General features: G+C 70.0%; 20 protein-coding genes. 14 read left to right on the top strand and 6 right to left on the bottom strand.

Annotated features, from left to right (window positions below):
• Window positions 1-51: 51 nt before the first annotated feature.
• A complete protein-coding gene (locus AC3WLZ_RS15000) occupies window positions 52-1,227 on the top strand; it encodes a zinc-dependent alcohol dehydrogenase (protein ID WP_412925710.1) in 1,176 nt (391 codons plus the stop codon).
• A 71-nt stretch (window positions 1,228-1,298) separates the two neighbouring features.
• Here AC3WLZ_RS15000 and AC3WLZ_RS14995 read toward each other — a convergent pair whose 3' ends face one another.
• Window positions 1,299-2,522: an ATP-grasp domain-containing protein gene (locus tag AC3WLZ_RS14995; RefSeq protein WP_412925709.1), complete on the bottom strand. Its 1,224-nt coding sequence runs from the start codon at window positions 2,520-2,522 to the stop codon at window positions 1,299-1,301.
• A gap of 104 nt (window positions 2,523-2,626) precedes the next feature.
• Here AC3WLZ_RS14995 and AC3WLZ_RS14990 point away from each other — a divergent pair, with 104 nt between their 5' ends.
• The 3 genes from AC3WLZ_RS14990 to AC3WLZ_RS14980 are packed head-to-tail and all read left to right on the top strand — an operon-like array spanning window position 2,627 to window position 6,113.
• On the top strand, window positions 2,627-4,345 hold the full coding sequence (locus AC3WLZ_RS14990; protein ID WP_492470575.1) for a circularly permuted type 2 ATP-grasp protein: 1,719 nt from the start codon (window positions 2,627-2,629) through the stop codon (window positions 4,343-4,345).
• A complete protein-coding gene (locus tag AC3WLZ_RS14985; protein ID WP_412925707.1) occupies window positions 4,339-5,271 on the top strand; it encodes an alpha-E domain-containing protein in 933 nt (310 codons plus the stop codon). Before AC3WLZ_RS14990 ends, AC3WLZ_RS14985 begins: the two co-directional genes overlap by 7 nt.
• Window positions 5,268-6,113 (top strand): transglutaminase family protein, encoded by an 846-nt coding sequence (locus AC3WLZ_RS14980; RefSeq protein ID WP_412925706.1) that lies wholly within the window; start codon window positions 5,268-5,270, stop codon window positions 6,111-6,113. Before AC3WLZ_RS14985 ends, AC3WLZ_RS14980 begins: the two co-directional genes overlap by 4 nt.
• A 3-nt stretch (window positions 6,114-6,116) precedes the next feature.
• Here AC3WLZ_RS14980 and AC3WLZ_RS14975 read toward each other — a convergent pair whose 3' ends face one another.
• Window positions 6,117-6,728 carry a TetR/AcrR family transcriptional regulator gene (locus tag AC3WLZ_RS14975; protein ID WP_412925705.1) on the bottom strand — a complete coding sequence of 204 codons (612 nt, stop codon included), beginning with the start codon at window positions 6,726-6,728 and terminating at the stop codon, window positions 6,117-6,119.
• Window positions 6,729-6,800: 72 nt separating this feature from the next.
• Between AC3WLZ_RS14975 and AC3WLZ_RS14970 the strand changes: the two genes are divergently transcribed.
• Window positions 6,801-8,267 (top strand): MDR family MFS transporter, encoded by a 1,467-nt coding sequence (locus tag AC3WLZ_RS14970; RefSeq protein WP_412925704.1) that lies wholly within the window; start codon window positions 6,801-6,803, stop codon window positions 8,265-8,267.
• 9 nt (window positions 8,268-8,276) lie between these two features.
• Here AC3WLZ_RS14970 and AC3WLZ_RS14965 read toward each other — a convergent pair whose 3' ends face one another.
• A complete protein-coding gene (locus tag AC3WLZ_RS14965) occupies window positions 8,277-9,272 on the bottom strand; it encodes a LacI family DNA-binding transcriptional regulator (protein WP_492470574.1) in 996 nt (331 codons plus the stop codon).
• 115 nt (window positions 9,273-9,387) lie between these two features.
• Here AC3WLZ_RS14965 and rhaI point away from each other — a divergent pair, with 115 nt between their 5' ends.
• The 4 genes from rhaI to AC3WLZ_RS14945 all read left to right on the top strand — a co-directional run bounded on the left by rhaI (window position 9,388) and on the right by AC3WLZ_RS14945 (window position 15,446).
• On the top strand, window positions 9,388-10,554 hold the full coding sequence (gene rhaI, locus AC3WLZ_RS14960; RefSeq protein WP_492470573.1) for an L-rhamnose isomerase: 1,167 nt from the start codon (window positions 9,388-9,390) through the stop codon (window positions 10,552-10,554).
• A 148-nt stretch (window positions 10,555-10,702) separates the two neighbouring features.
• Complete coding sequence (locus AC3WLZ_RS14955; protein ID WP_492470572.1) at window positions 10,703-12,739, top strand: bifunctional aldolase/short-chain dehydrogenase; 2,037 nt, start codon at window positions 10,703-10,705, stop codon at window positions 12,737-12,739.
• Entirely contained in the window at window positions 12,736-14,136 is a 1,401-nt protein-coding gene (locus tag AC3WLZ_RS14950) for a rhamnulokinase (protein ID WP_492470571.1), read from the top strand. Before AC3WLZ_RS14955 ends, AC3WLZ_RS14950 begins: the two co-directional genes overlap by 4 nt.
• Before the next feature lie 56 nt (window positions 14,137-14,192).
• Window positions 14,193-15,446: an alpha-hydroxy acid oxidase gene (locus tag AC3WLZ_RS14945; RefSeq protein WP_492470570.1), complete on the top strand. Its 1,254-nt coding sequence runs from the start codon at window positions 14,193-14,195 to the stop codon at window positions 15,444-15,446.
• Window positions 15,447-15,600: 154 nt separating this feature from the next.
• On the opposite strand, the gene AC3WLZ_RS14940 is transcribed toward AC3WLZ_RS14945, so the two are convergent.
• Window positions 15,601-17,214 carry a DHA2 family efflux MFS transporter permease subunit gene (locus AC3WLZ_RS14940; RefSeq protein ID WP_492470569.1) on the bottom strand — a complete coding sequence of 538 codons (1,614 nt, stop codon included), beginning with the start codon at window positions 17,212-17,214 and terminating at the stop codon, window positions 15,601-15,603.
• A gap of 110 nt (window positions 17,215-17,324) precedes the next feature.
• On the opposite strand from AC3WLZ_RS14940, the gene AC3WLZ_RS14935 reads away from it, so the two are divergent.
• The gene (locus AC3WLZ_RS14935) at window positions 17,325-18,758 is read left to right on the top strand and encodes a helix-turn-helix transcriptional regulator (RefSeq protein ID WP_412925697.1); all 1,434 of its coding nucleotides are present in this window, start codon (window positions 17,325-17,327) and stop codon (window positions 18,756-18,758) included.
• Window positions 18,759-18,809: 51 nt separating this feature from the next.
• Here AC3WLZ_RS14935 and AC3WLZ_RS14930 read toward each other — a convergent pair whose 3' ends face one another.
• Both AC3WLZ_RS14930 and AC3WLZ_RS14925 read right to left on the bottom strand, forming a co-directional pair.
• Window positions 18,810-20,195 carry an MFS transporter gene (locus tag AC3WLZ_RS14930; protein WP_412925696.1) on the bottom strand — a complete coding sequence of 462 codons (1,386 nt, stop codon included), beginning with the start codon at window positions 20,193-20,195 and terminating at the stop codon, window positions 18,810-18,812.
• Window positions 20,192-20,653, bottom strand: a complete 462-nt coding sequence (locus tag AC3WLZ_RS14925) for a MarR family winged helix-turn-helix transcriptional regulator (protein WP_412925695.1) — start codon at window positions 20,651-20,653, stop codon at window positions 20,192-20,194. The genes AC3WLZ_RS14930 and AC3WLZ_RS14925 overlap by 4 nt, the downstream gene beginning before the upstream one ends.
• Window positions 20,654-20,737: 84 nt before the next feature.
• Here AC3WLZ_RS14925 and AC3WLZ_RS14920 point away from each other — a divergent pair, with 84 nt between their 5' ends.
• The 4 genes from AC3WLZ_RS14920 to AC3WLZ_RS14905 all read left to right on the top strand — a co-directional run bounded on the left by AC3WLZ_RS14920 (window position 20,738) and on the right by AC3WLZ_RS14905 (window position 24,122).
• On the top strand, window positions 20,738-21,586 hold the full coding sequence (locus AC3WLZ_RS14920; RefSeq protein ID WP_492470568.1) for an alpha/beta fold hydrolase: 849 nt from the start codon (window positions 20,738-20,740) through the stop codon (window positions 21,584-21,586).
• Window positions 21,587-21,642: 56 nt separating this feature from the next.
• Window positions 21,643-22,692 (top strand): lipoate-protein ligase LplAB, encoded by a 1,050-nt coding sequence (gene lplAB / locus AC3WLZ_RS14915; RefSeq protein ID WP_492470567.1) that lies wholly within the window; start codon window positions 21,643-21,645, stop codon window positions 22,690-22,692.
• Window positions 22,689-23,657, top strand: coding sequence for a DNA-methyltransferase (locus tag AC3WLZ_RS14910; protein ID WP_412925692.1), 969 nt, complete (start codon window positions 22,689-22,691; stop codon window positions 23,655-23,657). The genes lplAB and AC3WLZ_RS14910 overlap by 4 nt, the downstream gene beginning before the upstream one ends.
• A 165-nt stretch (window positions 23,658-23,822) precedes the next feature.
• On the top strand, window positions 23,823-24,122 hold the full coding sequence (locus tag AC3WLZ_RS14905) for a DUF2470 domain-containing protein (RefSeq protein WP_412925691.1): 300 nt from the start codon (window positions 23,823-23,825) through the stop codon (window positions 24,120-24,122).
• Window positions 24,123-24,164: the final 42 nt, after the last annotated feature.

Genomic DNA, 24,164 nt, shown 5'->3' with positions numbered 1-24,164 from the left:
GCAGCCCCGACCGCACACTGAGACCTCCCCCGGAACGAGAGAGGCCGCACCATGAAGGCATTGACCTGGCAAGGCAAGCGCAACGTGAGCGTCGAGGAGGTCCCCGACCCGCAGATCCTCGAACCGACGGATGCGATCGTGAAGATCACCTCGACGGCGATCTGCGGCTCCGACCTGCACCTGTACGAACTCTTCGGTCCGTTCCTCGACCGGGGCGATGTGCTCGGGCACGAGCCCATGGGCGTCGTCGTCGAGGTGGGCTCCGCCGTGACGACCCTGTCGGTCGGCGACCGTGTCGTCGTGCCCTTCAACATCTCGTGCGGACACTGCTTCATGTGCCTGCGCGGACTGCAGTCGCAGTGCGAGACCACGCAGGTGCGCGAGTACAACAGCGGCGCGTCGCTGTTCGGTTTCACCAAGCTCTACGGCCAGGTGCCCGGCGGCCAGGCGGAATACCTCCGCGTCCCGCTGGCCGACTACAACCACATCCGCGTCGGCGACGATCTGCCCGACGACCGGTACCTGTTCCTCAGCGACATCGTGCCGACGGCGTGGCAGGGCGTGCAGTACGCCAACGTGCCCGACGGCGGCACGCTCGCGGTCATGGGCCTCGGCCCCGTGGGGCAGTTCGTGTCACGCATCGGCGTGCACCTCGGGTACCGCGTTCTCGCCATCGAGCCGGTGGCAGAGCGGCGCGCGATGGCCGAGCGCCACGGGGTGCAGACCTTCGACCTCACCGACACGGTGGTCGACGAGCTGCGCGACCTCACCGAGGGTCGCGGCGTCGACGGCGCCGTCGACGCGGTGGGCATGGAGGCGCACGGTAACCCCGGGGTCACCTTCGCCCAGAACGCCATCGGACTGCTGCCCGACGCGATCGCCCAGAAGCTCATGGACACCGCGGGCCTGGACCGGCTCGCGGCGATGCACGCGGCGATCGACGTCGTCCGCCGCGGCGGCACGGTCTCGCTCAGCGGCGTGTACGCCGGCGATGCGGACGTCCTCCCCATGAAGACGATGTTCGACAAGCAGATCAGCATGCGCATGGGCCAGTGCAACGTGAAGCGGTGGACCGACGACCTGCTGCCGCTCGTCGAGGATCCCGCCGACCCGCTCGGCGTCATGGACCTCGTGACGCACCACGCGCCGCTCGAGGACGCCCCCGGCCTCTACGAGACCTTCCAGAAGAAGGAAGACGGCTGCATCAAGGTGGTCCTGCGCCCCTGACCTGTCGCGTGAGGGGTCAATATTCGTCGCCGAGCGGCTCGCCAGGCGACAGTTTTTGACCCCTCACGCGGTCAGGCGCGTCCGGAGTGCACGGCCTCCAGAGCGGCGGCGTCCGCCGCGCTCATGCCCGCGATCGGCTCGCCGTTCCAGACGATGTCGTCGCCGAGCGCGGCCAGCACCTCCTTGCGGTCGCCGTGCGAGATCTTCGCGCCGTGGACGATCGTCGCGGGACTCCACAGCATCGCGGCGTCGTCCCACCATCCGGCGCCCACGTCGCGGACGTGGATCAGATCGTGCAGCGTCGTGGGGAGGTGCTTCAGCGGCTCGGTGAACGCGTCGGCGAGGACGGCGAGCGTGATCTGCCGCTCGGTGCCGGGAACGGCGACGACCGTGTGGTCGACGGCTCCCTCGATCGCGCGGGAGACGTCGTCGGCCTCGAGCAGGATGACGCCGTTCGTGGGCCGCGGATTGCACTCGATGATCTTGTAGTCGGGAGCGCCGTCGGTGCCGTGGTCGACGAAGTCGAACGAGATCTGCCCGGTGAACGTCGGGTCGAGGGTGTCGATGATCCGCTGCGTGTACCGCAGCGTGTCCGTGCTGTCGACGGCGACGAACGCGATCGCGGTGCTGTGGGCCCATTGCTCCGCGGCCTTGTAGGTCGTGTGCGCGGTGACGCGGCCGTCGACGACGACGCTGTAGGTGCACACCATCGGTCCGTCGACGAACGGCTGCACGAGCCACGGCTGCTCCGGCGTGGGCACGCAGTCCTCGATCGGCACCTTGCCGGCCAGGGGGCCGGTGTTCGTCAGCAGCCCGACCCCGCCGCGGGAGAACGCCGCCCGCGCGAAGTACCGGGGGAAGCCGTCGATCGCCGTGCGCAGCTCCGCGGGCGAGGTCACCACGACCGTCTCGGGGATGGGGACATCGGCATCCTGGGCGAGGCGCTGGAAGCTCGCCTTGTCGTGCAGGCGGGCGAGGTCGGAGAAGCTCCCCGCGTAAAGCTCGACGCCCTCGGGGAGGTCCGCGACGCGCGCGGCGAGATAGAAGACCTCCTCGAAGGTGGGGAGGATCACGTCGATGTCGTGCTCCCGCACGTAGGCGCTCACCGTCTCGATGTAGGCATCCGTCTCGAACCGGGGTGACGGGGTCACCAGGTGCCCCGCGAGGAATCGCGAGTGGTTGCCGACGGCGCCGTCGTAGGTGTCGCTCGCGAACACCGTGTGACCGACGCTGCCGAGCTTGCGGACGAGGTCGAGGGCGAACGTGTTCCGGGAACTGGTGACGAGCACGCGCATGGATGCACCTTTGATCGAGGCGGCGGATGTCGCGCCAGCCTAGCCAGGACGACAGCCGCGCGGGGGAAACCTGTCCGCAACACGACGCTGAGTAGAGTCATGGCATGGGTGACCTGTTCGACGGTTACGGCTCCACGTTGGCGCCGCGCAAGACCGTATCCGGCATCCCGGCGTACGACGAGATGTTCGGTGCCCCGGCCACTCCGGGAGACACGGCGCCCTCGCGCGAGGCGTATCGGGAGCTGTACCAGACGCTGGCGCAGATGACGCAGGAGGAACTGCGCGGGCGCACCGACTCGCTCGCGAGCTCCTACCTCGCCCAGGGTGTGACGTTCGACTTCGCAGGCGAAGAGCGTCCGTTCCCCTTGGATGCCGTGCCCCGGGTCATCGCGTACGACGAGTGGTCGCGCATCGAGGCCGGTGTGAAGCAGCGGGTGCGAGCCCTGGAGGCCTTCCTCGACGACGCCTACGGCAACCAGCACTGCGTGCGGGACGGCGTTCTTCCGGCGGGCCTGATCGCGTCGTCGCAGTACTTCTACCGCCAGGCCGCCGGTATCCGCAGCGCCAACGGCGTGCGGATCCAGGTGTCGGGCATCGACCTCATCCGCGACGAGCACGGCGAGATGCGGGTGCTGGAAGACAACGTGCGCGTGCCCTCGGGTGTGTCGTACGTCATCTCGAACCGCCGGGTCATGGCGCAGACCCTGCCGGAGCTCTTCGTCTCCATGCGGGTCCGACCGGTCGGCGATTACCCCAACAAGCTGCTCGCGGCGCTGCGCGCGTCGGCCCCGCCCGGCATCGACGACCCGAACATCGTCGTGCTCACGCCGGGTGTCTACAACTCGGCGTACTACGAGCACACGCTGCTCGCGCGCCTCATGGGCGTCGAGCTCGTCGAGGGCCGCGATCTGCTGTGCGTCGGCGGCAAGGTGTTCATGCGCACGACGCGCGGTCCGCAGCGCGTCGACGTCATCTACCGCCGCGTCGACGACGACTTCCTCGACCCGCTGCAGTTCCGCGCCGACTCGATGCTCGGTGCCCCGGGCCTCATGCTGGCGGCGCGCCTGGGCAACGTCACCATCGCGAACGCCGTGGGCAACGGCGTCGCCGACGACAAGCTGCTGTACACGTACGTGCCCGACCTCATCCGGTACTACCTCTCCGAGGAACCGATCCTGAAGAACGTCGACACGTGGCGTCTCGAGGATCCGGGTGCTCTAGAAGAAGTGCTCGACCGTCTTCCCGAACTCGTCGTGAAGCCCGTCGACGGTTCGGGCGGGAAAGGCCTGGTCGTCGGCCCCGACGCCTCGCCGGCGGAGCTCGAGAAGCTGCGGAAGCGGCTGCTGGCCGACCCCCGCGGGTGGATCGCGCAGCCGGTCGTCATGCTCTCGACCATCCCGACGCTGGTCGAGGACGGCATGCGTCCGCGCCACGCCGACCTGCGCCCGTTCGCCGTCAACGACGGTGACGACATCTGGGTGCTCCCCGGCGGTCTGACGCGCGTGGCGCTCCCCGAGGGTCAGCTCGTCGTGAACTCCAGCCAGGGCGGCGGCTCGAAGGACACGTGGATCGTGGGCGGTTCCGCGCCCTCTCACGTCGAGTACGGCCAGGGCAACGGCGTGTCCGGTCTCGTCGCCGACCAGGCGGCCGTGACCGAGGCGATCCCGATCGTCTACGACGGCCAGCCCGCGCCGGCCACGGCCCCCCGCGACCTGCGCGCCGACCGCGACCAGCAGGAGCAGCAGCAGCAAGCCGACGCCGGTGTCGAGCACGGCCCGCAGGCCGAGCAGCAGCAGCAGACCGGGGAGGTGTCGTCGTGCTGAGCCGTATCGCCGAGTCGTTGTTCTGGATCGGTCGCTACATCGAGCGGTCCGACGGCACCGCGCGCATCCTCGACGTTCACCTGCAGCTTCTGCTGGAGGACCCGTGGATCGATGAGGACACCGCCTGCCGGTCGCTCCTGAGCGTCATGGGATCGCCCTTCCCCGAGAACGTCGACACCGTCCGCCGAGAAGACGTGCTCGCTCGTCTCGCCGTCGACCGCATGAACCCGTCGAGCATCGCGTACTCGATCACGGCGGCGCGTGAGAACGCCCGCCGTGCACGGGAGATCGTCTCCACCGAGCTGTGGGAGATCCTCAACATGACGAACTCTCGGATGCCGCGACGCCTGCAGACCGACAAGGTGCACGAGTTCTTCCAGTGGGTGCGCGAGCGCGCGGCCTTGGCGATCGGCATCGTCGACTCGTCCACCAACCGCGACGAGGCGTGGCAGTTCTTCACCCTCGGGCGCAGCATCGAGCGCGCGGACATGACGGCGCGCCTGCTGGCGACGCGATCGCTCACCGAGGTGTCGGGCCCGTCCTGGACGACCATCCTCCGTTCCTGCGGCGCGTACGAGGCGTACCTGCGCACGTACCGCGGGATGCCGAGTGCCCGCAACGCCGCGGAGTTCCTTCTCCTGGATCGACTGTTTCCGCGGTCGATCATCTACTCGATCCAGCGCGCCGAGGACTGCATGAGCGCCATCGACCCCCGCGCCGACCGCGTCGGCCACTCCAACACGGTGCTGCGGGCCCTGGGGCAGATCCGCAACGATCTGGAGTACCGCCCCATCAGCGACATCCTCGCCGAACTCCCCGAGCACATGCAGCGCGTGCAGACGGTGACCCGCGAGGCATCCGAGGCCATCCGGTCGCGGTTCTTCCCGACGCAGGCCGAGCCCGCGTGGATCGGAGAGATCTCGTGAAGCGCCTGCGCATCGAACACCAGACCGGGTTCGCCTACCCGGGCGACGTCGTGGCCTCGTACAACGAGGCGCGGATGCTGCCCGGCTCGACCGACAGCCAGTTCGTGCTGAGCTCGTCGCTCGACATCGAGCCGTCGACCTCGGTGAACCAGTACGTCGACTACTTCGGCACGCGGGTGGCGGCATTCGACGTGCTCTCGCCGCACGCGGCGTTGACGATCACGGCGCGATCGCTCGTCGAGGTGCGGCCGCGTCCCATCGAGCACGCCGACATCACGTGGGACACCCTGCGCGACGAGGCGGCCCGCTCGATCACGACGGTCGAGCAGTTGGTGCAGACGCGGCGCACGGCCCCCCACCCCGAGGTGGTCGCGCTGGCGCGCGAGATCGCGGCGCAGCACGACCGTCCCGGACCCGCGGCTCACGCGATCGCCGAAGCCGTCGGCGACGCCATCGAGTACATGCAGGGCGTCACCGGCGTGCACTCCACCGCGGTCGACGCGTGGGAGGCCCGCAAGGGCGTGTGCCAGGACATCGCGCACATCACCCTCGGTGCCCTGCGCGAAGTCGGCATCCCCGCCCGCTACGTGTCGGGATACCTGCACCCGAAGCCGTCCGCCGAGATCGGCGAGGCCGTGACGGGGGAGTCGCACGCGTGGGTCGAGTGGTTCGCCGGCGACTGGCAGGGCTTCGACCCGACGAACAACATCGAGATCGGCGACCGCCACGTGCTCGTGGGGCGCGGGCGTGACTACAACGACGTTCCGCCGCTGCGCGGGGTCTACGCCGGTCCCGGCAAGAGTCAGCTCAAGGTGAAGGTGACGATCACTCGCGAGACCTGAGCCTCAGGCGTCGGCGGCGCGGCCCAGCAGCCGGTGGATCTCGCGGTGCAGGTCGACGAGGCTGTGGGTCTCGCCGCGATCGTGACGGCGGGCCCACTCGTCGAGGGTGGTGCGCATCTCCAGACCCGTGAGGCCGGCGGCCGTGCGGACGTCGAGGTCGGGACGCCCGGTGCGCTCGGCGATCCCGGGGATGAAGCGGTCGGATGACGTGACCTCGCGCCGGATCGCGGTGCCCAGGAGCGCCGGTTCGTGGCCGATGAGACGGCGCACCCGCAGGAACCGCTCGCGCGCCTCGGGATCGGCATCCAGCCTCTCCAGCTCCCGGGCGAAGACGCCGCGGAGCGCGGCGGTCAGGGTGGCGATGTCGTCACCGGGTTCGCCCACTCCCGCGATCGCCTCGACGAACCTGTCGTCGTCGACGAACACCGCGTCTTCCTTCGTCCCGGCGAGGCGGAAGAACGTGCGGGGTGATACCCCGGCGCGGGCGGCGATCTCGTCGACCGTCGTGCCGGCGACGCCCTTCTGCTCGAAAAGGTCGAGGGCGGCGGTGCAGATCTCCATCGCGGTCTCCCGTCGCCGACGATCCCGCAGGCCGGGGGCGGAGGGGGTGCTCATGTCCGATACAGTAGTCGATGTCTTATTGGCAGTAACTGCCAACTTGTCTTCTTCTGCTCAGATTGGTCACCCATGGTCGCCACCGGAACCATCCCCACCGCCGCCCCGCCCGCGAAGCCCGTCCGACCGGGCGCCGTCATCGCCCTTCTCGTGGTCGCCGCTTTCGTCGTCATCCTGAACGAGACGATCATGGGCGTGGCTCTTCCCGAGCTCATGCGCGAGCTGGACATCACCGCCGCCACCGCCCAGTGGCTCACCACCGCGTTCCTGCTGACGATGGCCGTCGTCATCCCGACGACCGGCTTCCTCATCCAGCGGTTCCCGCTGCGCACGCTGTTCTTCATCGCGATGGGGCTGTTCACTCTCGGTACCGTCATCGCCGCGATCGCCCCCGGCTTCGGCGTGCTGTTGATCGGTCGCATCGTGCAGGCCTCCGGCACGGCGATCATGATCCCGCTGCTGTTCACGACCGTGCTCAACGTCGTGCCCGCGAACCGTCGTGGACGCATGATGGGGCTCATCTCGATCGTCATCTCGGTCGCACCCGCCGTGGGTCCGACGGTGTCGGGGCTCATCCTGTCGGTGTTCCCGTGGCGCGCGATGTTCATCGTCATGGTGCCGATCGCCCTGGTCGCGATCGCCCTCGGTGCGCGCTGGGTGCAGAACCTCACCGCCACCCGCCGCGTGACCCTCGACGTCCTCTCGGTCGTGCTCTCTGCGCTTGCGTTCGGCGGCATCATCTTCGGCCTCTCGAGCATCGGCGAAGCCGCCGGCGGACACGCGATCGTGCCGGTGTGGGTCCCGCTCGTCGTCGGTGCCATCGCGCTCGCCGCGTTCGTCGTGCGCCAGCTGCGTCTGGGCTCGACCGACCGCGTGCTGTTGAATCTCGCCGTGTTCCGTCACTCGACGTTCACGGTAGCCGTCGTGCTCGTCGTCGTGACGATGACGATGCTGTTCGGCGTGCTCATCCTGCTGCCGCTGTACCTGCAGAACGTGTTGGGCCTGGGGACGCTCCCCACCGGTCTGATGCTGCTGCCGGGCGGGCTGTTGATGGGCCTCATGGCCCCGATCGTGGGCAATCTCTTCGATCGCTTCGGCGCGCGCCCGCTCGTCCTGCCCGGCGCCATCGTGGCGAGCGTCGCGCTGTGGGGCTTCTCGATGCTGTCGACGGCGAGCCCGATCGGCTTCGTCATCGCCGTGCACTGCGTGCTGAGCCTGGGCCTGGCGTTCATGTTCACCCCGCTGATGACCTCGGCGCTCGGCTCGCTGCCGCGCGAGCTGTACCCGCACGGGTCGGCGATCGTGTCGACCGTGCAGCAGTTGGCGGGTGCCGCGGGCACCGCGGTCTTCGTCACGCTGATGACCGTGGGTGCCGCTGCGGCTGCGTCCGAGGGCAGCGACATCGTGGATGCCACCGCCAGTGGCATCCACACCGCCTTCTTCGTCGCGGCGTGCCTGTCGCTCGCCGTGATCGTGCTCGCGGCGTTCGTGCGGACGCCGACGCCCGCCGACGCCACGGGGGTGCCGGTCGGGCACTGACCTCAGGCGTCAGCCCCCGGTCGAGGCCCGGACGACGAGCTCGGGGCGGAACCGTGCGCGCCGGGGGGTCGCCGCGGGGTCGGCGAGCGACTCGAGGAGCAGCTCGATCGCGGTCGCCCCGATCTCGCGGGCCGGCTGACGCACCGACGACAGCGGCACCACCGTCGACTGGGCGAACGCGATGTCGTCGTAGCCGATGATCGCCAGGTCGTCGGGAACGCGGATGGAGCCGAGGATCGCCGCGCCCTGAAGGACGCCGACGGCCAGCAGGTCGTTCGCGCAGAAGACGGCGTCCGGACGATCCTCCCGCTTCCTCGCGGCGAATTCCTCGCCGACCTGGCGTCCGGCGAGAACGGTCAGTTCGGGCTTCTCCACGATCTCGAGGTGTGCGCCCGGGACGTCGGCGAGGGCGCGGCGGGCTCCCGCTAGGCGGTCGATGACCTGGCGGACGGCGAGCGGGCCGCCGACGAAGGCGATGCGTCGACGGCCGCGCTCGAGCAGGTGGCGGGTGGCCAGGTATCCGCCCTCGACGTCGTCGACGGCGACGGAGGGCACGCTCCCGTCCGCCGACTCACCGTCCATCAGGACGAGGGGGATACCGGCGTGCGTGATGCCCGGGGCGGCCGGAACGCTCGGGGTGAGCAGGACGCCGCGAACGCGCTGCTCACGGAACAGGTCGAGGTAGGCGTTCTCTCGGGCGCCGTCCGGTCCGCTGTTGCCGAGGAGCACGGAGAGCCCTTCGGCATCGGCGCGCTCCTCGGCGCCGCGCGCCACCTCGGCGAAGAAGGGGTTCGCGCTGTCGAGCACGATGAGACCCACCGACCGGCTCTGTCCCGCGCGGAGCTGGCGCGCGGCATCGTTGCGCACGAATCCGAGTTCGTCGATCGTCGCATGGACGCGCTCGACGGTCGCGGGGGAGACCTTGTCGGGCCGGTTGAGCACGTTCGACACGGTGCCGACGGACACGCCCGCCGCCGCCGCGACGTCCTTGATGCTCGCTGACACCGGCGCTCCTCCGCTTGACGAACCGAAATGTCCACACTATCGTCTGAATCGATTCAGTAATGAAACGATTCACATCTTTCCTCCGAACCCCACCGTCGTGGAGAAGGACCGCCCCATGAGCACCCTCACCCCCGAGATCCTGTCGACCCTCGAAGGCCAGGCGATCGAACTGCCGTCGTGGGCATTCGGCAACTCCGGCACGCGCTTCCGCGTGTTCCCGACCGCGGGCACCCCGCGCGATCCGTTCGAGAAGATCGCGGACGCCGCCCAGGTCCACCGCCTGACCGCGCTCGCGCCGACCGTGGCGCTGCACATCCCGTGGGACCTCGTCGACGACTTCGGCGCCCTCCGCCGTCACGCCGAAGACCTCGGCGTGAAGCTCGGCACGATCAACTCCAACACCTTCCAGGACGAGGACTACAAGTTCGGCGCCCTCACCCACCACGACGAGCGCATCCGCCGCAAGGCCATCGACCACCACCTCGAGTGCATCGACGTGATGGATGCCACGGGCTCGCGCGACCTGAAGATCTGGCTCGCCGAGGGCTCGAACTATCCCGGCCAGAACGACATGCGCGGACGCCAGGACCGTCTGCAGGACTCGCTGCAGCAGATCTACGCGCGCCTCGGCGACGACCAGCGGCTCGTGCTGGAGTACAAGTTCTTCGAGCCGTCGTTTTACCACACCGACGTTCCCGACTGGGGGACGTCCTACACCCAGGTGGCGGCGCTCGGCGACAAGGCGCTCGTGTGCCTCGACACGGGCCATCACGCGCCGGGCACAAACATCGAGTTCATCGTCATGCAGCTGCTGCGCCTCGGCAAGCTCGGCTCGTTCGACTTCAACTCGCGCTTCTATGCCGACGACGACCTCATCGTGGGCGCCGCCGACCCGTTCCAGCTGTTCCGCATCCTCACCGAGGTCGTGCGCGGCGGGGGCCTCAACAACCCCGACGTCGCGTTCATGCTCGACCAGTGCCACAACATCGAGGACAAGATCCCGGGGCAGATCCGCTCGGTGCTGAACGTGCAGGAGATGACGGCTCGAGCCCTCCTCGTCGATCGTGACGCGCTGACCGCAGCGCAGCACGCGAACGACGTCCTCACCGCCAACGCGGTCCTGATGGATGCCTTCTACACCGACGTCCGTCCCGCCCTCGCCGAATGGCGCGAGTCGCGCGGGCTTCCCGCCGACCCCATGGCCGCGTTCGCGGCATCCGGCTATCTGCCCCGCATCGCCGAAGAGCGTGTCGGCGGCACCCAGGCCGGCTGGGGCGCCTGACCCAGACCCACCGGGGCGGCGTCTGAATCCGCCGTCCCGGTGTCCATCCCGCTGCCGTGCCCGGCGGCCCCCTCCACCGCCGGGGCGGAGGCTCCGATCCCGCCACTCCGGTTCTCCCTCCCCGTCGCTTCCACCCGTGAGGAACGTCATGACCAGCTCCACCGCCGCCGACCTCGTCGCGCGCAGCAATCGCCTCGGCTCCGACCCGAAGGTCACCAACTACGCCGGCGGCAACACGTCCGCCAAGGGCGCCGACATCGATCCCGTCACCGGCGAGCCGGTCGAGCTGCTGTGGGTCAAGGGCTCCGGCGGCGACCTCGGCACGCTCACCGAGAAGGGCCTCGCGGTACTCCGCCTGGACCGCATGCGCGCTCTCGTCGACGTCTACCCCGGCATCGACCGCGAGGACGAGATGGTCGCCGCGTTCGACTACTGCCTGCACGGCAAGGGGGGAGCCGCCCCGTCGATCGACACCGCCATGCACGGACTCGTGGATGCCGCCCACGTCGACCACCTGCACCCTGACGCGGGCATCGCGATCGCGACCGCCGCGGACGGCGAGGAGCTCACGACGAAGATCTTCGGCGACAAGGTCGTGTGGGTGCCGTGGCGTCGCCCCGGCTTCCAGCTCGGCCTCGACATCGCCGCGATCAAGGCCGCGAACCCGCAGGCGATCGGCACGATCCTCGGCGGACACGGCATCACCGCGTGGGGCGACACGTCCGAGGAGGCCGAGCGCAACTCCCTCTGGATCATCGACACCGCGCAGGCCTACATCGACGAGCACGGCGCGGCCGAGCCGTTCGGCGGCGTCCGTCCTGGCTTCGCCGCCCTCCCCGAGGCCGAGCGCCGCGCGAAGGCCGCAGCCCTCGCCGCGACCATCCGCGGCCTCGCCTCGACCGACAGGCCCATGGTCGGCCACTTCACCGACTCCGACGTCGTGCTGGACTTCCTGGCATCCGAGAAGGCGCCCGCCCTGGCCGCGCTCGGCACGAGCTGCCCCGACCACTTCCTGCGCACCAAGGTCAAGCCGCTGATCCTCGACCTGCCGGCCGACGCCTCGACCGAGGACGCGATCGCGCGCCTGCAGGAACTGCACCAGCAGTACCGCGCCGACTACCAGGCGTACTACGACGCGCACGCCGTCGCCGACTCCCCGGCCATCCGCGGGGCCGACCCGCTCATCGTGCTCGTGCCCGGCGTCGGGATGTTCTCGTACGGGGCCAACAAGCAGACGGCGCGCGTGGCGGGGGAGTTCTACGTCAACGCGATCAACGTCATGCGCGGCGCCGAGGCCCTCTCCACCTACGCCCCGATCTCGGATGCCGAGAAGTTCCGCATCGAGTACTGGGCGCTGGAGGAGGCAAAGCTCCAGCGGATGCCGAAGCCCAAGACGCACCAGGGCCGCATCGCGTTCGTGACGGGCGCGGCATCCGGGATCGGCAAGGCGATCGCCACCCGCCTGGCCGCGGAGGGCGCGTGCGTCGTCGTCGCCGACCTCGACCTCGAGAAGGCGCAGGCCGCGGCAGCCGAGCTCGGCGGAACCGACGTCGCGATCGGGGTTGCCGCGAACGTGGCGGATGCCGAGGCGGTTCAGGCCGCGATCGATGCCACGCTGCTGGCGTTCGGTGGCATCGACCTCGTCGTGAACAACGCGGGCCTGTCGCTGTCGAAGCCGCTGCTGGAGACCACCGAGAAGGACTGGGACCTGCAGCACGACGTCATGGCGAAGGGCTCGTTCCTCGTGTCGAAGGCCGCGGCGAAGGCGCTCATCGCGCAGAGAATGGGCGGCGACGTCATCTACATCTCGTCGAAGAACAGCGTCTTCGCGGGGCCCAACAACATCGCGTACTCGGCGACCAAGGCCGACCAGGCGCACCAGGTGCGCCTTCTCGCGGTCGAACTCGGCGAGCACGGCGTGCGCGTGAACGGCATCAACCCCGACGGCGTCGTGCGCGGCTCGGGCATCTTCGCCGCAGGCTGGGGCGCGAACCGCGCCGCCACCTACGGCGTGAAGGAAGAGGACCTCGGCCAGTTCTACGCCAACCGCACGATCCTCAAGCGCGAGGTCGTGCCCGAGAACGTCGCCGACGCCGTGTACGTGCTCACCGGCCCCGAGCTCTCGCGCACCACCGGTCTGCACGTGCCCGTGGACTCGGGCGTCGCCGCGGCGTTCCTGCGATGACGGCGGCGCGCGTCGTCGCGGCCGTCGACCTCGGCGCGACCAGCGGACGCGTGATGATCGGGCGCGTCGGGGGCGACACGATCGAGCTCGAGGAGGTCGCCCGCTTCCCGAACGGTCCCGTCGAGCGTGCCGACGGATGGCACTGGGACATCGAGGCGCTGTGGGGCCACGTGCGCGCCGGGCTCGCGGAAGCGCTGCGACGCGAGCTCGGCATCGAGAGCGTGGGCATCGATTCGTGGGCGGTCGACTACGGGCTGGTGCGCGGTGAGGAGCTGCTCGCCGAGCCGTTCCACTACCGCGACGCCCGCACCGCTCGCGGCGTGGACGCCGTGCACGCGCAGGTTCCGTTCGAGGAGCTGTACCGCCGCGATGGTCTGCAGTTCCTCCCGTTCAACACGCTCTACCAGTACGCGGCCGATCCCCGCGTCGGTGAAGCGGACGCGAGTCTGCTCATCCCCGACCTGTTCGCCCAGCGCCTCACGGGTCGCGCGGTCGCCGAGCGGACCAACGCCTCGACGACCGGTCTGCTCGACGTGCGCACGGGGGAGTGGGACACGGCTCTCGCCGTCGCACTCGGCATCCCGGCATCCGTTCTGCCTCCGCTGGTGGACCCGGGCGAGACGATCGGGGAGACCCCCGCAGATTTGGGCGCGGTGCCCGTCGTCGCCGTGGGGTCGCACGACACCGCGTCGGCGATCGTCGCGGTGCCGCTGTCGACCCCGAACGCCGCGTACATCTCCTGCGGGACGTGGGGACTCGTCGGCCTGGAGCTTGCGGAGCCGATCGTGACGGATGCCGCCCGCGCGGCGAACTTCACGAACGAGGGCGGCGTCGACGGGCGCGTGCGCTTCCTCCACAACGTCACCGGGCTGTGGCTGCTCAGTGAGACCGTGCGCGCGTGGGAAGAAGAGGACGGTTCGGCGATCGACCTCCCGCTGCTCCTCGCCTCCGCGGCGTCGGTGTCGCCGCCCGCGCGCCTGTTCGACGCCAATGCCCCCGAGCTGGCGGCTCCGGGTGACATGCCGGGCCGTATCGCCGCCCTCCTCGACGCCGATCGGCCGGGCCGGGCGTCGCGTCCGATGTTCGTGCGCATCATCGTCGAGAGCATCGCCGCGGCGTTCGCTCACGCGGTGCGCACCGCGGGCGCGCTCGCCGAGCGCGAGATCGACGTCGTCCACCTCGTCGGGGGCGGGGCGCGAAACGCTCTGCTGTGCCAGGCGACGGCCGATCGCGTCGGTGTCCCGGTCCTCGCCGGTCCCGTCGAGGCCACGGCCCTCGGCAATGTGCTCGTGCAGGCACGCGCGCTCGGCTGCTTCGGCGCCGACGCGAGCCTGGAAGACCTGCGTGCGCGCGTCGCGCACGCGTTCCCTCCCCGTCGCTACGACCCCCGTTCCTGACCATCACGTCCGGATCGGGCGTAGTCTGTGGTCAGACCACACGAAAGCGAGACTCCATGGTTCAGCGCCAGCTGCCCAAGGTCGGCGAGCTCCTCGAGCTCATGCAGTTCAAGAAGCCCGAGCTCGATGCGCGCAAGCGACGCCTCGACGCGGCGCTGACGATCAACGACCTCCGAACGATCGCGAAGCGCCGCACGCCCAAGGCGGCGTTCGACTACACCGACGGCGCCGCTGAGGGCGAGCTTTCGCTGGACCGTGCCCGCCGGGCGTTCGAGGACGTCGAGTTCCACCCCGACATCCTTCGGCCGGCGGCGAACGTCGACACCTCGTGCGAGATCCTCGGCGGTCCGTCGGCGCTGCCGTTCGGTATCGCCCCCACCGGCTTCACGCGCCTGATGCAGACCGAGGGCGAGACCGCCGGTGCCTCCGCGGCGGCGGCCGCCGGCATCCCGTTCACCCTCTCCACGCTCGGCACGACCTCGATCGAGGACGTGAAGGCCGCGAACCCCGTGGGACGCAACTGGTTCCAGCTGTACGTGATGAAGCAGCGCGACATCTCCTACGGTCTGGTCGAGCGCGCCGCCAAGGCCGGCTTCGACACCCTGCAGTTCACCGTCGACACCCCGATCGCCGGCGCCCGCCTGCGCGACAAGCGGAACGGCTTCTCCATCCCGCCGCAGCTCACGCTCGGGACGATCGTGAACGCCATCCCGCGGCCGTGGTGGTGGTACGACTTCCTCACCACGCCGAAGCTCGAGTTCGCCTCACTCAGCACCACCGGCGGAACGGTCGGCGAGCTGCTCAATGCCGCGATGGATCCGACGATCAGCTACGACGATCTCGACATCATCCGGGGCATGTGGCCGGGGAAGCTCGTCGTGAAGGGCGTGCAGAACGTCGCCGACGCCGCGCGTCTGGTCGACCTCGGCGTCGACGGCATCGTCCTGTCCAACCACGGCGGACGCCAGCTCGACCGCGCGCCGATCCCCTTCCGCCTCCTCCCGCACGTGGTGCGCGAGGTCGGCAAGGACGCCACGATCATGGTCGACACCGGCATCATGAACGGCGCCGACATCGTGGCATCCATCGCCCTCGGCGCGAAGTTCACGCTCATCGGCCGCGCCTACCTGTACGGCCTCATGGCCGGCGGCCGCCAGGGCGTCGATCGCACGATCGCGATCCTGCGCAGCGAGATCGAACGCACCATGGCGCTGCTCGGTGTCTCGAGCCTCGACGAGCTCGAACCCCGCCACGTCACGCAGCTGACGCGGCTGGTGCCGGTCGCCGACGGCGTCGACGCGCGCGTCTGACCCGGGGTCCGCGCGCAGCGTCGGCGATTCGCGCAACCTCAGTGCGATGCGGGCGGATGCCGCTGATTGGGTGCGGATCGCTGAGCGTGTGCGGCGCGGCCCGCGGCGTCTACGCTCCGGCGCGCGTCGCTGAGCTTGCGTCGCGCGGCCCTGGTCACGACCCCTCCGCCGCCGCAGCCTCGTCGCGGCCCCCGCGCGTCCTCGCGGCGGCGCCGAGCGTGAGCGTGGACAGCAGGCCGAGCGCGAGGAAGCCCGCCGCGGTGAACGCGGCCGCGCGGGTGCCGTCGCTGAAGGCGGCGCGCGCATCGGACGCAACGTCTTCCGTCTGGGGCGACTGCTCGAGGCCGACGATCGCCGCGCCGGCGCTGTCGACGACCTGCGAGACGACCTGGTCACGCTGCTCGGCGGGCAGGCCGCGGTCGTCGAGGGCCGACGACAGCACGCTCCCGGTGGTGGAGAACAGCACCGTGCCCAGGATCGCGACACCCAGCGCCGCACCCAGCTGTCGCGAGGTCGACTGCGTCCCCGACGCCGCGCCGCTCTCGGCGGGCGGCACCTCGGCCAGCACCACGCCGGTGAGCTGTGCGGTCGCCAGGCCCACACCGACTCCGTAGACGAACAGGAACGGGACGAGCGGGCCCCACGTGGCATCCGGTCCGATCGTGAAGGCGACGCCGGCGACGCCGACGATCTCGCCCAGCAGGCCCGCCCGGACGATCCAGACCGGGGCGACGCGCCCGCTCAGAGCGCCGGCGATACCGCTGGCGACGAAGGAGCCGATCGCGAGCGACAGCAGCAGAAGACCGGTCTGCAGCGCGTCGAAGCCCACGACGAACTGCAGCCACAGGGGGAGCGCGAGGATGATGCCGAACTCCCCGAGCGACACGACGGCGGCGGCGATGTTGCCGTTGCGGAACGACGCGATCCGAAACAGCCCCAGGGCCAACAGCGTCGAACGGCCGGTTCGCTGCCGTCGAAGCCCCCAGGCGATGAAGCCCACGAGGGCGACCGCCGCCACCGCGAACGCGATCGGCACCGGCGAGAGCGACACCGGCCACTGCGCGTCGCCGATCCGAGGGGTCTCGTTCACGGTCCACCAGCCGTACGTGCGGCCCTCGATGAGCCCGAAGACGAGCGGCGCCATCGTCAGCACCGACAGCAGGGCGCCGACGCCGTCGATGCTCTCGCGGCGGTCGCTCCGCGATTCCGCCACGGTGAACAGGACTCCGACGATGATGAGGATGCCGAGCGGGATGTTGATCCCGAACGCCCACCGCCACGAGAACGAGGTCGTCAGCCAGCCGCCGAGCAGAGGGCCCACCGCCGCCATGCCGCCGATCGTGGATCCCCACACGGCGAAAGCGATCCCGCGTTCGCGTCCGCGGAACGTGGCGTTGATGAGCGACAGCGTCGTCGGCAGGATCATCGACCCGCCGACGCCCTGCACCAGGCGGGCGAGGATGAGCAGTCCGCCACTGGGGGCGATCGCGGCGGCGATCGACGCGAGGCCGAAGACGACGACGCCGATGAGCATGAGCCGTCGACGTCCGAAACGGTCGGCGAGGCTGCCGAAGACGAGCAGCAGGGACGCGAAGACGAGGGTGTACGCCTCTTGGACCCACTGGACGTCGGTGGATGAGATGCCGAGATCCTCCACGATCGACGGGACGGCGACGTTGACGATCGTGGAGTCCACGATGATCAGCGAGACCGCGATGCTGATGAAGACGAGCCCGGCCCAGCGGCGACCCGTCCGAGATGCGTTCATATCGCTAGCTTATCTAGCGAAATTGAACAACGGTAGTTGTCTACCGCGTCGCGTCGATCGGCCGGATTGCGCAGGGGGGTGACCTACCATCGGATGATGGGGAGCTGGTCGTGATCGAGTCGTCCCCCCTGTCGAACGTCAGGGTGGTGGCGGAGCGGGTCGTCGCGGGCGCGCTGCCCCTGTCGCCGGCGCCCGACATCGCGGACCTGCGTTTCCTGGCCGATATCGAGGCCGGGCCCGCCCCGCGCATCTGGGTGGATGCCAGCGCGCAGACGCTCGAGGCGCTCCTGATCGCGCGTGCCCGGTTGGACCGTGTGGACGACGCGATCCGCCTGGTCGACGCGCACTTCGCCGACGGACGCCTCCGAGCTCCGGGCCGGATGGAGCCGGAGACGCGATCGACCCTGCTGTCCGCGGTGGCCGAGGTCTACGCGGCGGCGGGGTGGTCGCGCCGGGCCGGTGAGTATGCCGCCTCCGCCATCGCGTACGCCCCCGACGCAGCGACGCTCTACCGCGCCCGAGCGGTGCGCTGTCTGGCGGCGGCCGTCAACGGCGAGTACCGCCTGGCGGAGGAGAGCCTGCAGGTGTGCGACGACCTGGCGGAGACGTCCGGCTGGGGGATCGTGCACCCCGACTACGACCTGCTGCTCGCGCGCATCCTCATCGCCTCCGCTGCCCTCGACGCCGAGACGCTCTCACGCACCGCCGAGCACCTGCGCGAGGGATCGCCAGCGGATCCGTTCTGGCAGTACTCGGCCCGGGCCGCCGAGGCGATGTGCGCGCTCATCCGTCGCGACTACGCCGAGGGCATCGTGCTCGTGGCCGCCCTCGCGGGTGGCACCGATGCGCACTCGGGTCATGCGATGGTGCGGGGTTTCGCGCAGGGTGTGTACGCCGACCTGCTCCTGGCCCGTGGCGAGCCGCGACGCGCACTGGCGGTCCTGGAGGGGCGGGTGTCGCCGCCCGGCCACGCGCTGTGCTTCGACATGCAGCGCGCCGCGGCTCTCATCGCCCTGGGCCGTGAGCGGGAGGTGCTGGAGTCGACGGATCCGTGCATCCGCATGGGGACGCACCACTGCGTCCGTACTCTCACTCCCCTGCTGCTCCGTCGCGCTGTCGCCCACGTGCGTCTCGGCAACGATCACGCCGCCGACGCCGCGTTCGACGAGGGGTTCCACCTGTCCGAGAACATGGGCGGGTCTCTCACCCCGTACCTGACGCTGCCGCGGACGGAACTCCTCCTTCTTCTCGAGCGGATGACGGCACGGCATCCGGACTCCGCGGAAGCGGCCGAGCGCGTGGCGGCGATGCTGGCGGTGGTCCCCACGAACGACCACCGTCCACGGCTGCCCGCGCTGAGTCCGCGCGAGGAGCGACTCGCGCTGTCGCTCCGCGGCCCCCGGAGCCTGCCGCAGATCGCGGAAGAGCTCGAGGTCTCTCCCAATACCGTCAAGTCGCAGCTGCGCTCGATCTACGCGAAGCTCCAGGTGTCGGGACGCGAGGCCGCCGTGGCCGTGCTCGAGGCGCACGGGTTCTACGTCTGACCGCGACCGTCACGATGGGGTGGGGTGTTCGGTCCCGGTCGCGCCCCGTGGTCAGGTCGAGGGGTGGGTCCGCGGGGCGGGTCGCGCGTTCCCGGCCAGTCCCGTCGCGCGATCCGTGGGCAGCGGGATCGGGGTCGTGCCGGCGACCTCATCGCTGAAGTCCTCCGGTTCGGGGGCGATCGTGGTGATGGGGCGCGTCTCGTCCAGGGTGATCCGGAACCGCTTCGTCTCGTGCTTGTGCACGCGGCCGCTCCCGAGCGTCCATCCGACGCCGATGCCGCACGCGATGAACGCCACGATGGCGGCCAGCCCGATCGCCACGCGCGGGCCGAACTCTCCCGCGACCCAGCCGACGATCGGGGCGCCCACGGGGGTGCCGCCGAGGAGGATCGCCATGTAGAGCGCGAGGACCCGACCGCGCAGCGCCGGGTCGGTGGTGGTCTGCACGTAGCCGTTGGCGGTCGTGAGCGTCGTCACCACGCAGAAGCCGGTGAGCACGAGCGTCGCCGCGTACGTCTCGTAGCTGGGGGCGAGGACGGACAGGGTGGATGCCACGGCGAAGCCGCCGGCGCCGAGGATGACGACCCGCATGCGGGCCTGGTCGCGCCGCGCGGCGAGGAGCGCTCCGGCGAGCGAGCCGATCGCGACGAACGAGCTCAGAAGCCCGAAGCCGTCGGCGCCGCGCCCGAATTCGAGGGCCATCGTGGAGGCGAAGATCGGGAAGTTCATGCCGAAGGCGCCGAGCAGGAAGACCATCGCGAACGTCACGACGAGGTCGGGGCGCTTCGCGACGTACCGGAACCCGTCGGCCAGGCGGGCGGGGCCGCCGCCGCGGTGATGACTGACCAGCTCGTGCGGGCGCATCAGGGCGAGGGCGCCGAGCATGCCGATGAAGGTGAACGCGTTGACGAGGAACACCCACCCCGTGCCGACGACAACGATCATGAGACCCGCCACGGCGGGGCCGATCAGGCGCGCCGTGTTGAACGAGGCGGCGTTCAGCGCGACGGCGTTGGAGGCGTTCTCTTTCGCGACCAGGTCGGAGACGAACGCCTGACGCGCCGGATTGTCGAAGGCCGTGATGACGCCGAGCGCGAGGGCGAAGACGAACATGAGCGGCAGCGTCATGACCCCGGTCAGCAGCAGGATGCCGAGGGCCACGGCAAGCGCGAGCATCGCGCTCTGCGTGCACATGATGAGCTTGCGGCGGTCGAAGCGGTCGGCGACCCACCCCGTGACCCCGACGAGCAGCAGGGGCGGAGCGAACTGCAGCGCCATCGTCACGCCCATCGCGGCGGCGTCGTTCGGGGTCAGCTCGGTCAGGACGACCCAGTTCTGCGCGGTCGACTGCATCCACGCGCCGATGTTCGACACGAGGGCGCCGATGAACCAGACGCGATAGTTGTAGACCGAGAATGAGCGGAACATCGCACTCATCTCTCTGCCACCCTCCGCATGATCTCGGCCGCGGCCGCCAGTGTCTTCCGTTCGTCGTCGTCCAGTGCGGCGAGGGCTTCTTCGAGCCAGGCGTCGCGGCGCCGCACGGTCTCGTCGACGACGAGACGACCGGCATCCGTCAGGGCGATCGTCACCTTGCGACGGTCGTCGTCATCGGGAGTGCGCGAGACGTAGCCCGCCTCCTCGAGGAGCGACACGGTGCGGTTCATGGAGGGAGCCGTCACCCGCTCGCGGTCGGCGAGCTGGCCGAGCGTATGGTCGCCGTGCATGGTGAGCGCGGCGAGCACCGCGAACTGCCCGTCGCTCATGGTGTCGACCGCGCGTTGCGCCCGCAGGCGCCGGGCGAGACGGAACGTGGCCATGCGCAGCTCGGAGGCGGCCGTGCTGAGGTCGTCGCGCGAGTCGGATCGGGGGGATTCGTCGACGCGTTTGTTCATGCTGTTAATTAGCATATCTCATTAGTCTTGCTAACGGTTCGATTCGTCGTTTTCCGTCCGGACCCCCGCCCCTAGACTCGGCGCATGCCCGAGTACGTCGACGCCTACGGCATCCCGATCATCTACGACGTCTCCGAGGCAGAGTCGCCGCGGGCCGTCGTGCAGCTGCTGCACGGTGTCGGCGAACACGCCGGTCGGTACGGCGCCCTCATCGACGCGCTGGTCGCCGACGGCTACACGGTGTACGCCGACGACCATCGCGGGCACGGGCGCACGGGTCTGCGGCAGTGGGGCGACGATCACGCGAAGCTCGGCCGCCTCGGCCCCGGCGGCCTCGGCGCCGCCCGCGACGCCGTGTGGACCCTGACCCAGATCATCCGCGAAGCGCACCCCGACCTGCCGATCGTCCTCCTCGGCCATTCGTGGGGCTCATTCCTCGCGCAGATGCTGGTGGATCGGCATCCGGATGCCTATGACGCCCTCGTCCTGAGCGGATCCGCGCTGCGCTGGCCGGGTGCGCTGAACTCCGGAGACCTCAACGCCCGGTGGAAGCACCTCAAGGGCACGGGTATGGAGTGGCTCTCGAGCGTCGAGCAGGTCGGCCGGGACTTCCTCTCCGATCCGCTGACGACCTCGACACCGCTGCTGCGGCTGTTCGGCCCCGTCGAGACGGCGAAGCTCATCGGTCGTCCGCGCCGCGATCTCGGTCACGACATCCCGACGCTCCTCATGGTCGGGCGCGACGACCCGGTCGGCGGTCCCCGCAGCGTGCATCTCCTCGCGGATGCCTATCGGAAGCGCTCGGGCTTCACCGACGTCACGACCCTCGTCTACCCCGGCGCGCGGCACGAGATCTTCGCCGAGGCGCAGCAGGCCGAGGTGCGCGCCGACCTCGCCGCCTGGCTCGACGCGCGGTTCCCCGCGCGGGACTGACGCCTGTTCTCCTGACGCGGGGCTCGACGCGCACGGGCCCGCCGTAGGCTGGACGCATGCACGGCGAGTACAAGGTCCCCGGCGGGAAGCTGGTCGTCGTCGACCTCGACGATACGGACGGCCGGATCTCCGGCTTCCACCTCGCGGGCGACTTCTTCCTCGAACCCGACGACGCTCTCGACGACATCGACGCGGCCGTCAACGGCCTGCCGATCGAGTCGGACGTTCCCACGATCGCCGCCGCGATCCGGGCCGCGCTGCCCGAGGGGGCGCAGCTGCTCGGCTTCACGCCCGAATCGGTCGCGACGGCGATCCGCCGCGCGCTGGTCACGGCGCCGGGCTGGGCGGACTTCGAGTGGGAGGTCGTGCACGACGCCCCCGTCTCGCCGCGGATGAACCTCGCGCTCGACGAGGTGCTCACCGCGCGCGTGGGAGCAGGTCTGCGCAAGCCCACGCTGCGCCTGTGGGAGTGGAACGAGAACGCCGTCGTGATCGGGTCGTTCCAATCGCTGCGCAACGAGGTCGACCCCGAGGGTGCCGCGAAGCACGGCTTCGACGTCGTCCGCCGCATCTCGGGTGGCGGGGCGATGCTCATGGCCGCCAACTCGATCGTCACCTACTCGCTGTACGTTCCGGCGTCGCTCGTCGCGGGCATGACGTTCGCCGACTCGTATGCGTTCCTCGACGACTGGGTGCTACAGGCGCTGCGGTCGCTCGGCATCGACGCCGTCTACCAGCCTCTGAACGACATCGCCGGACCCCACGGGAAGATCGGGGGTGCCGCGCAGAAGCGCCTCGCCAACGGCGGCGTCCTCCATCACGCGACCCTCAGCTACGACATGGACGGGCAGGTGCTCACCGAGGTGCTGCGCATCGGCCGTGAGAAGCTCAGCGACAAGGGCACGGTCTCGGCGGCGAAGCGCGTCGACCCGCTGCGGAGCCAGACGGGCCTCCCTCGGGATGCCGTCATCCAGCGGTTCATCGACACGTTCACGACGCTCTACGTAGCCACCGAGGGGCATATCACCGAAGAGGAATATGCCGAGGCCGAGGCGCTCGTCGCATCGAAGTTCGCTACCGACGCGTGGCTGCAGCGCGTTCCGTGAGCGATTCGACCCTGGCCGGCGTTCTCGATCACGGCACCGTCGAGATCCACCACGCCGACAACCTCGCCGTGACGCCCGCGCTCGCCGCCGGATCGTTCACCCTCGTCTACCTCGACCCGCCCTTCAACACCGGTCGCACGCGGTCGAAGGCCGTGGAGTCGGCGCGATGGACTCCGCCCGCGGACGAGACGCCGGATGCCGAGGAGCCGGTGGTCGTGGCATCCGAACCGCCCCGTGACCCGGCGATGCTCGTCTTCCCGGGCGAGGACGAACCCGCTCCGGCCCCGGTCGTGCAGCGCGGGTTCCACGGGCGCGACTACGCGCGGCTGCGAGGTGATCTGCGCACGTACGACGACCGCTTCGACGACTACTGGGCGTTCCTCGAGCCGCGTCTCGAGGAAGCGTGGCGCCTGCTCGCCGACGACGGCACGCTGTACCTGCACCTCGACTACCGCGAGGTGCACTACGCCAAGGTCATGTGCGACGCGCTGTTCGGGCGCGACCGGTTCCTCAACGAACTCATCTGGGCATACGACTACGGTGCGAAGACGCGGCGCCGCTGGCCCACGAAGCACGAGACGATCCTCGTGTACGTGAAGAACCCCTCCGCGTACTTCTTCGACTCGGATGCCGTCGACCGCGAGCCGTACATGGCGCCCGGCCTCGTGACCCCCGAGAAGGCGGCGCGCGGCAAGCTCCCGACCGACGTCTGGTGGCACACCATCGTGCCCACGACCGGCCGCGAGAAGACGGGCTACCCGACGCAGAAGCCCGAGGGCGTGCTGCGGCGCATGGTCCAGGCATCCAGTCGCCCCGGCGACCGTGTGCTCGACATGTTCGCCGGCAGCGGCACTCTCGGCGCCGTCGCCGCTCCGCTCGGCCGCCACAGCGTGCTGATCGACGACAACGCCGACGCGGTGGCCGTGATGCGCGCGCGCCTGCCCGGAGCCCGCGTCGCTCGCTGACGCCCGCTCGCGTCGGTGCACCCGCCCGGTGCGGCCCCGTCCTGCATCGCCGAGACTTCATCGCGCCGACGTTTCCCGTGCAGCCTGCAAGGGAGATGTCGGCTGGATGCAGTCTCGGTGAAACCGGGGCGGGCGCGAGGGGATCGCGGAAGTTAGGGTTGCCTAATGACCCATGTCTTCGACCCGGAAGTTCGCCGCGCCGTCCTCGCGCACATGAACGTCGACCATCGCGACGACAACGTGCTGATCGCGAGGGCCTTCGGTCCGGATGCCGCGATCTCGACCGCCGAGATGACCGGCTTCGACGGCGACGGCGGGGAGTGGATCATCGGTCCGGAGGCCGAGGCCTTGCGCGTGCCGTGGCTCGGCGGGCCGATCGCGGAGCGCGCCGAGGTGCGCCGGGAGATCGTGGCTCTCTACGACGAGGCGTGCCGACGCCTCAACGTGACACCTCGCCCGCACTGACGAAAAGTGAAGGTTAGGCTTGCCTAACTGTTTGCGTATGAT

The sequence above is a fragment of the Microbacterium sp. FW305-3-2-15-F-LB2 genome (genome assembly GCF_058787255.1).
The sequence above is the reverse complement of the archived record's forward strand: the minus strand, read 5'-3'. Positions and strand labels throughout refer to the sequence as shown.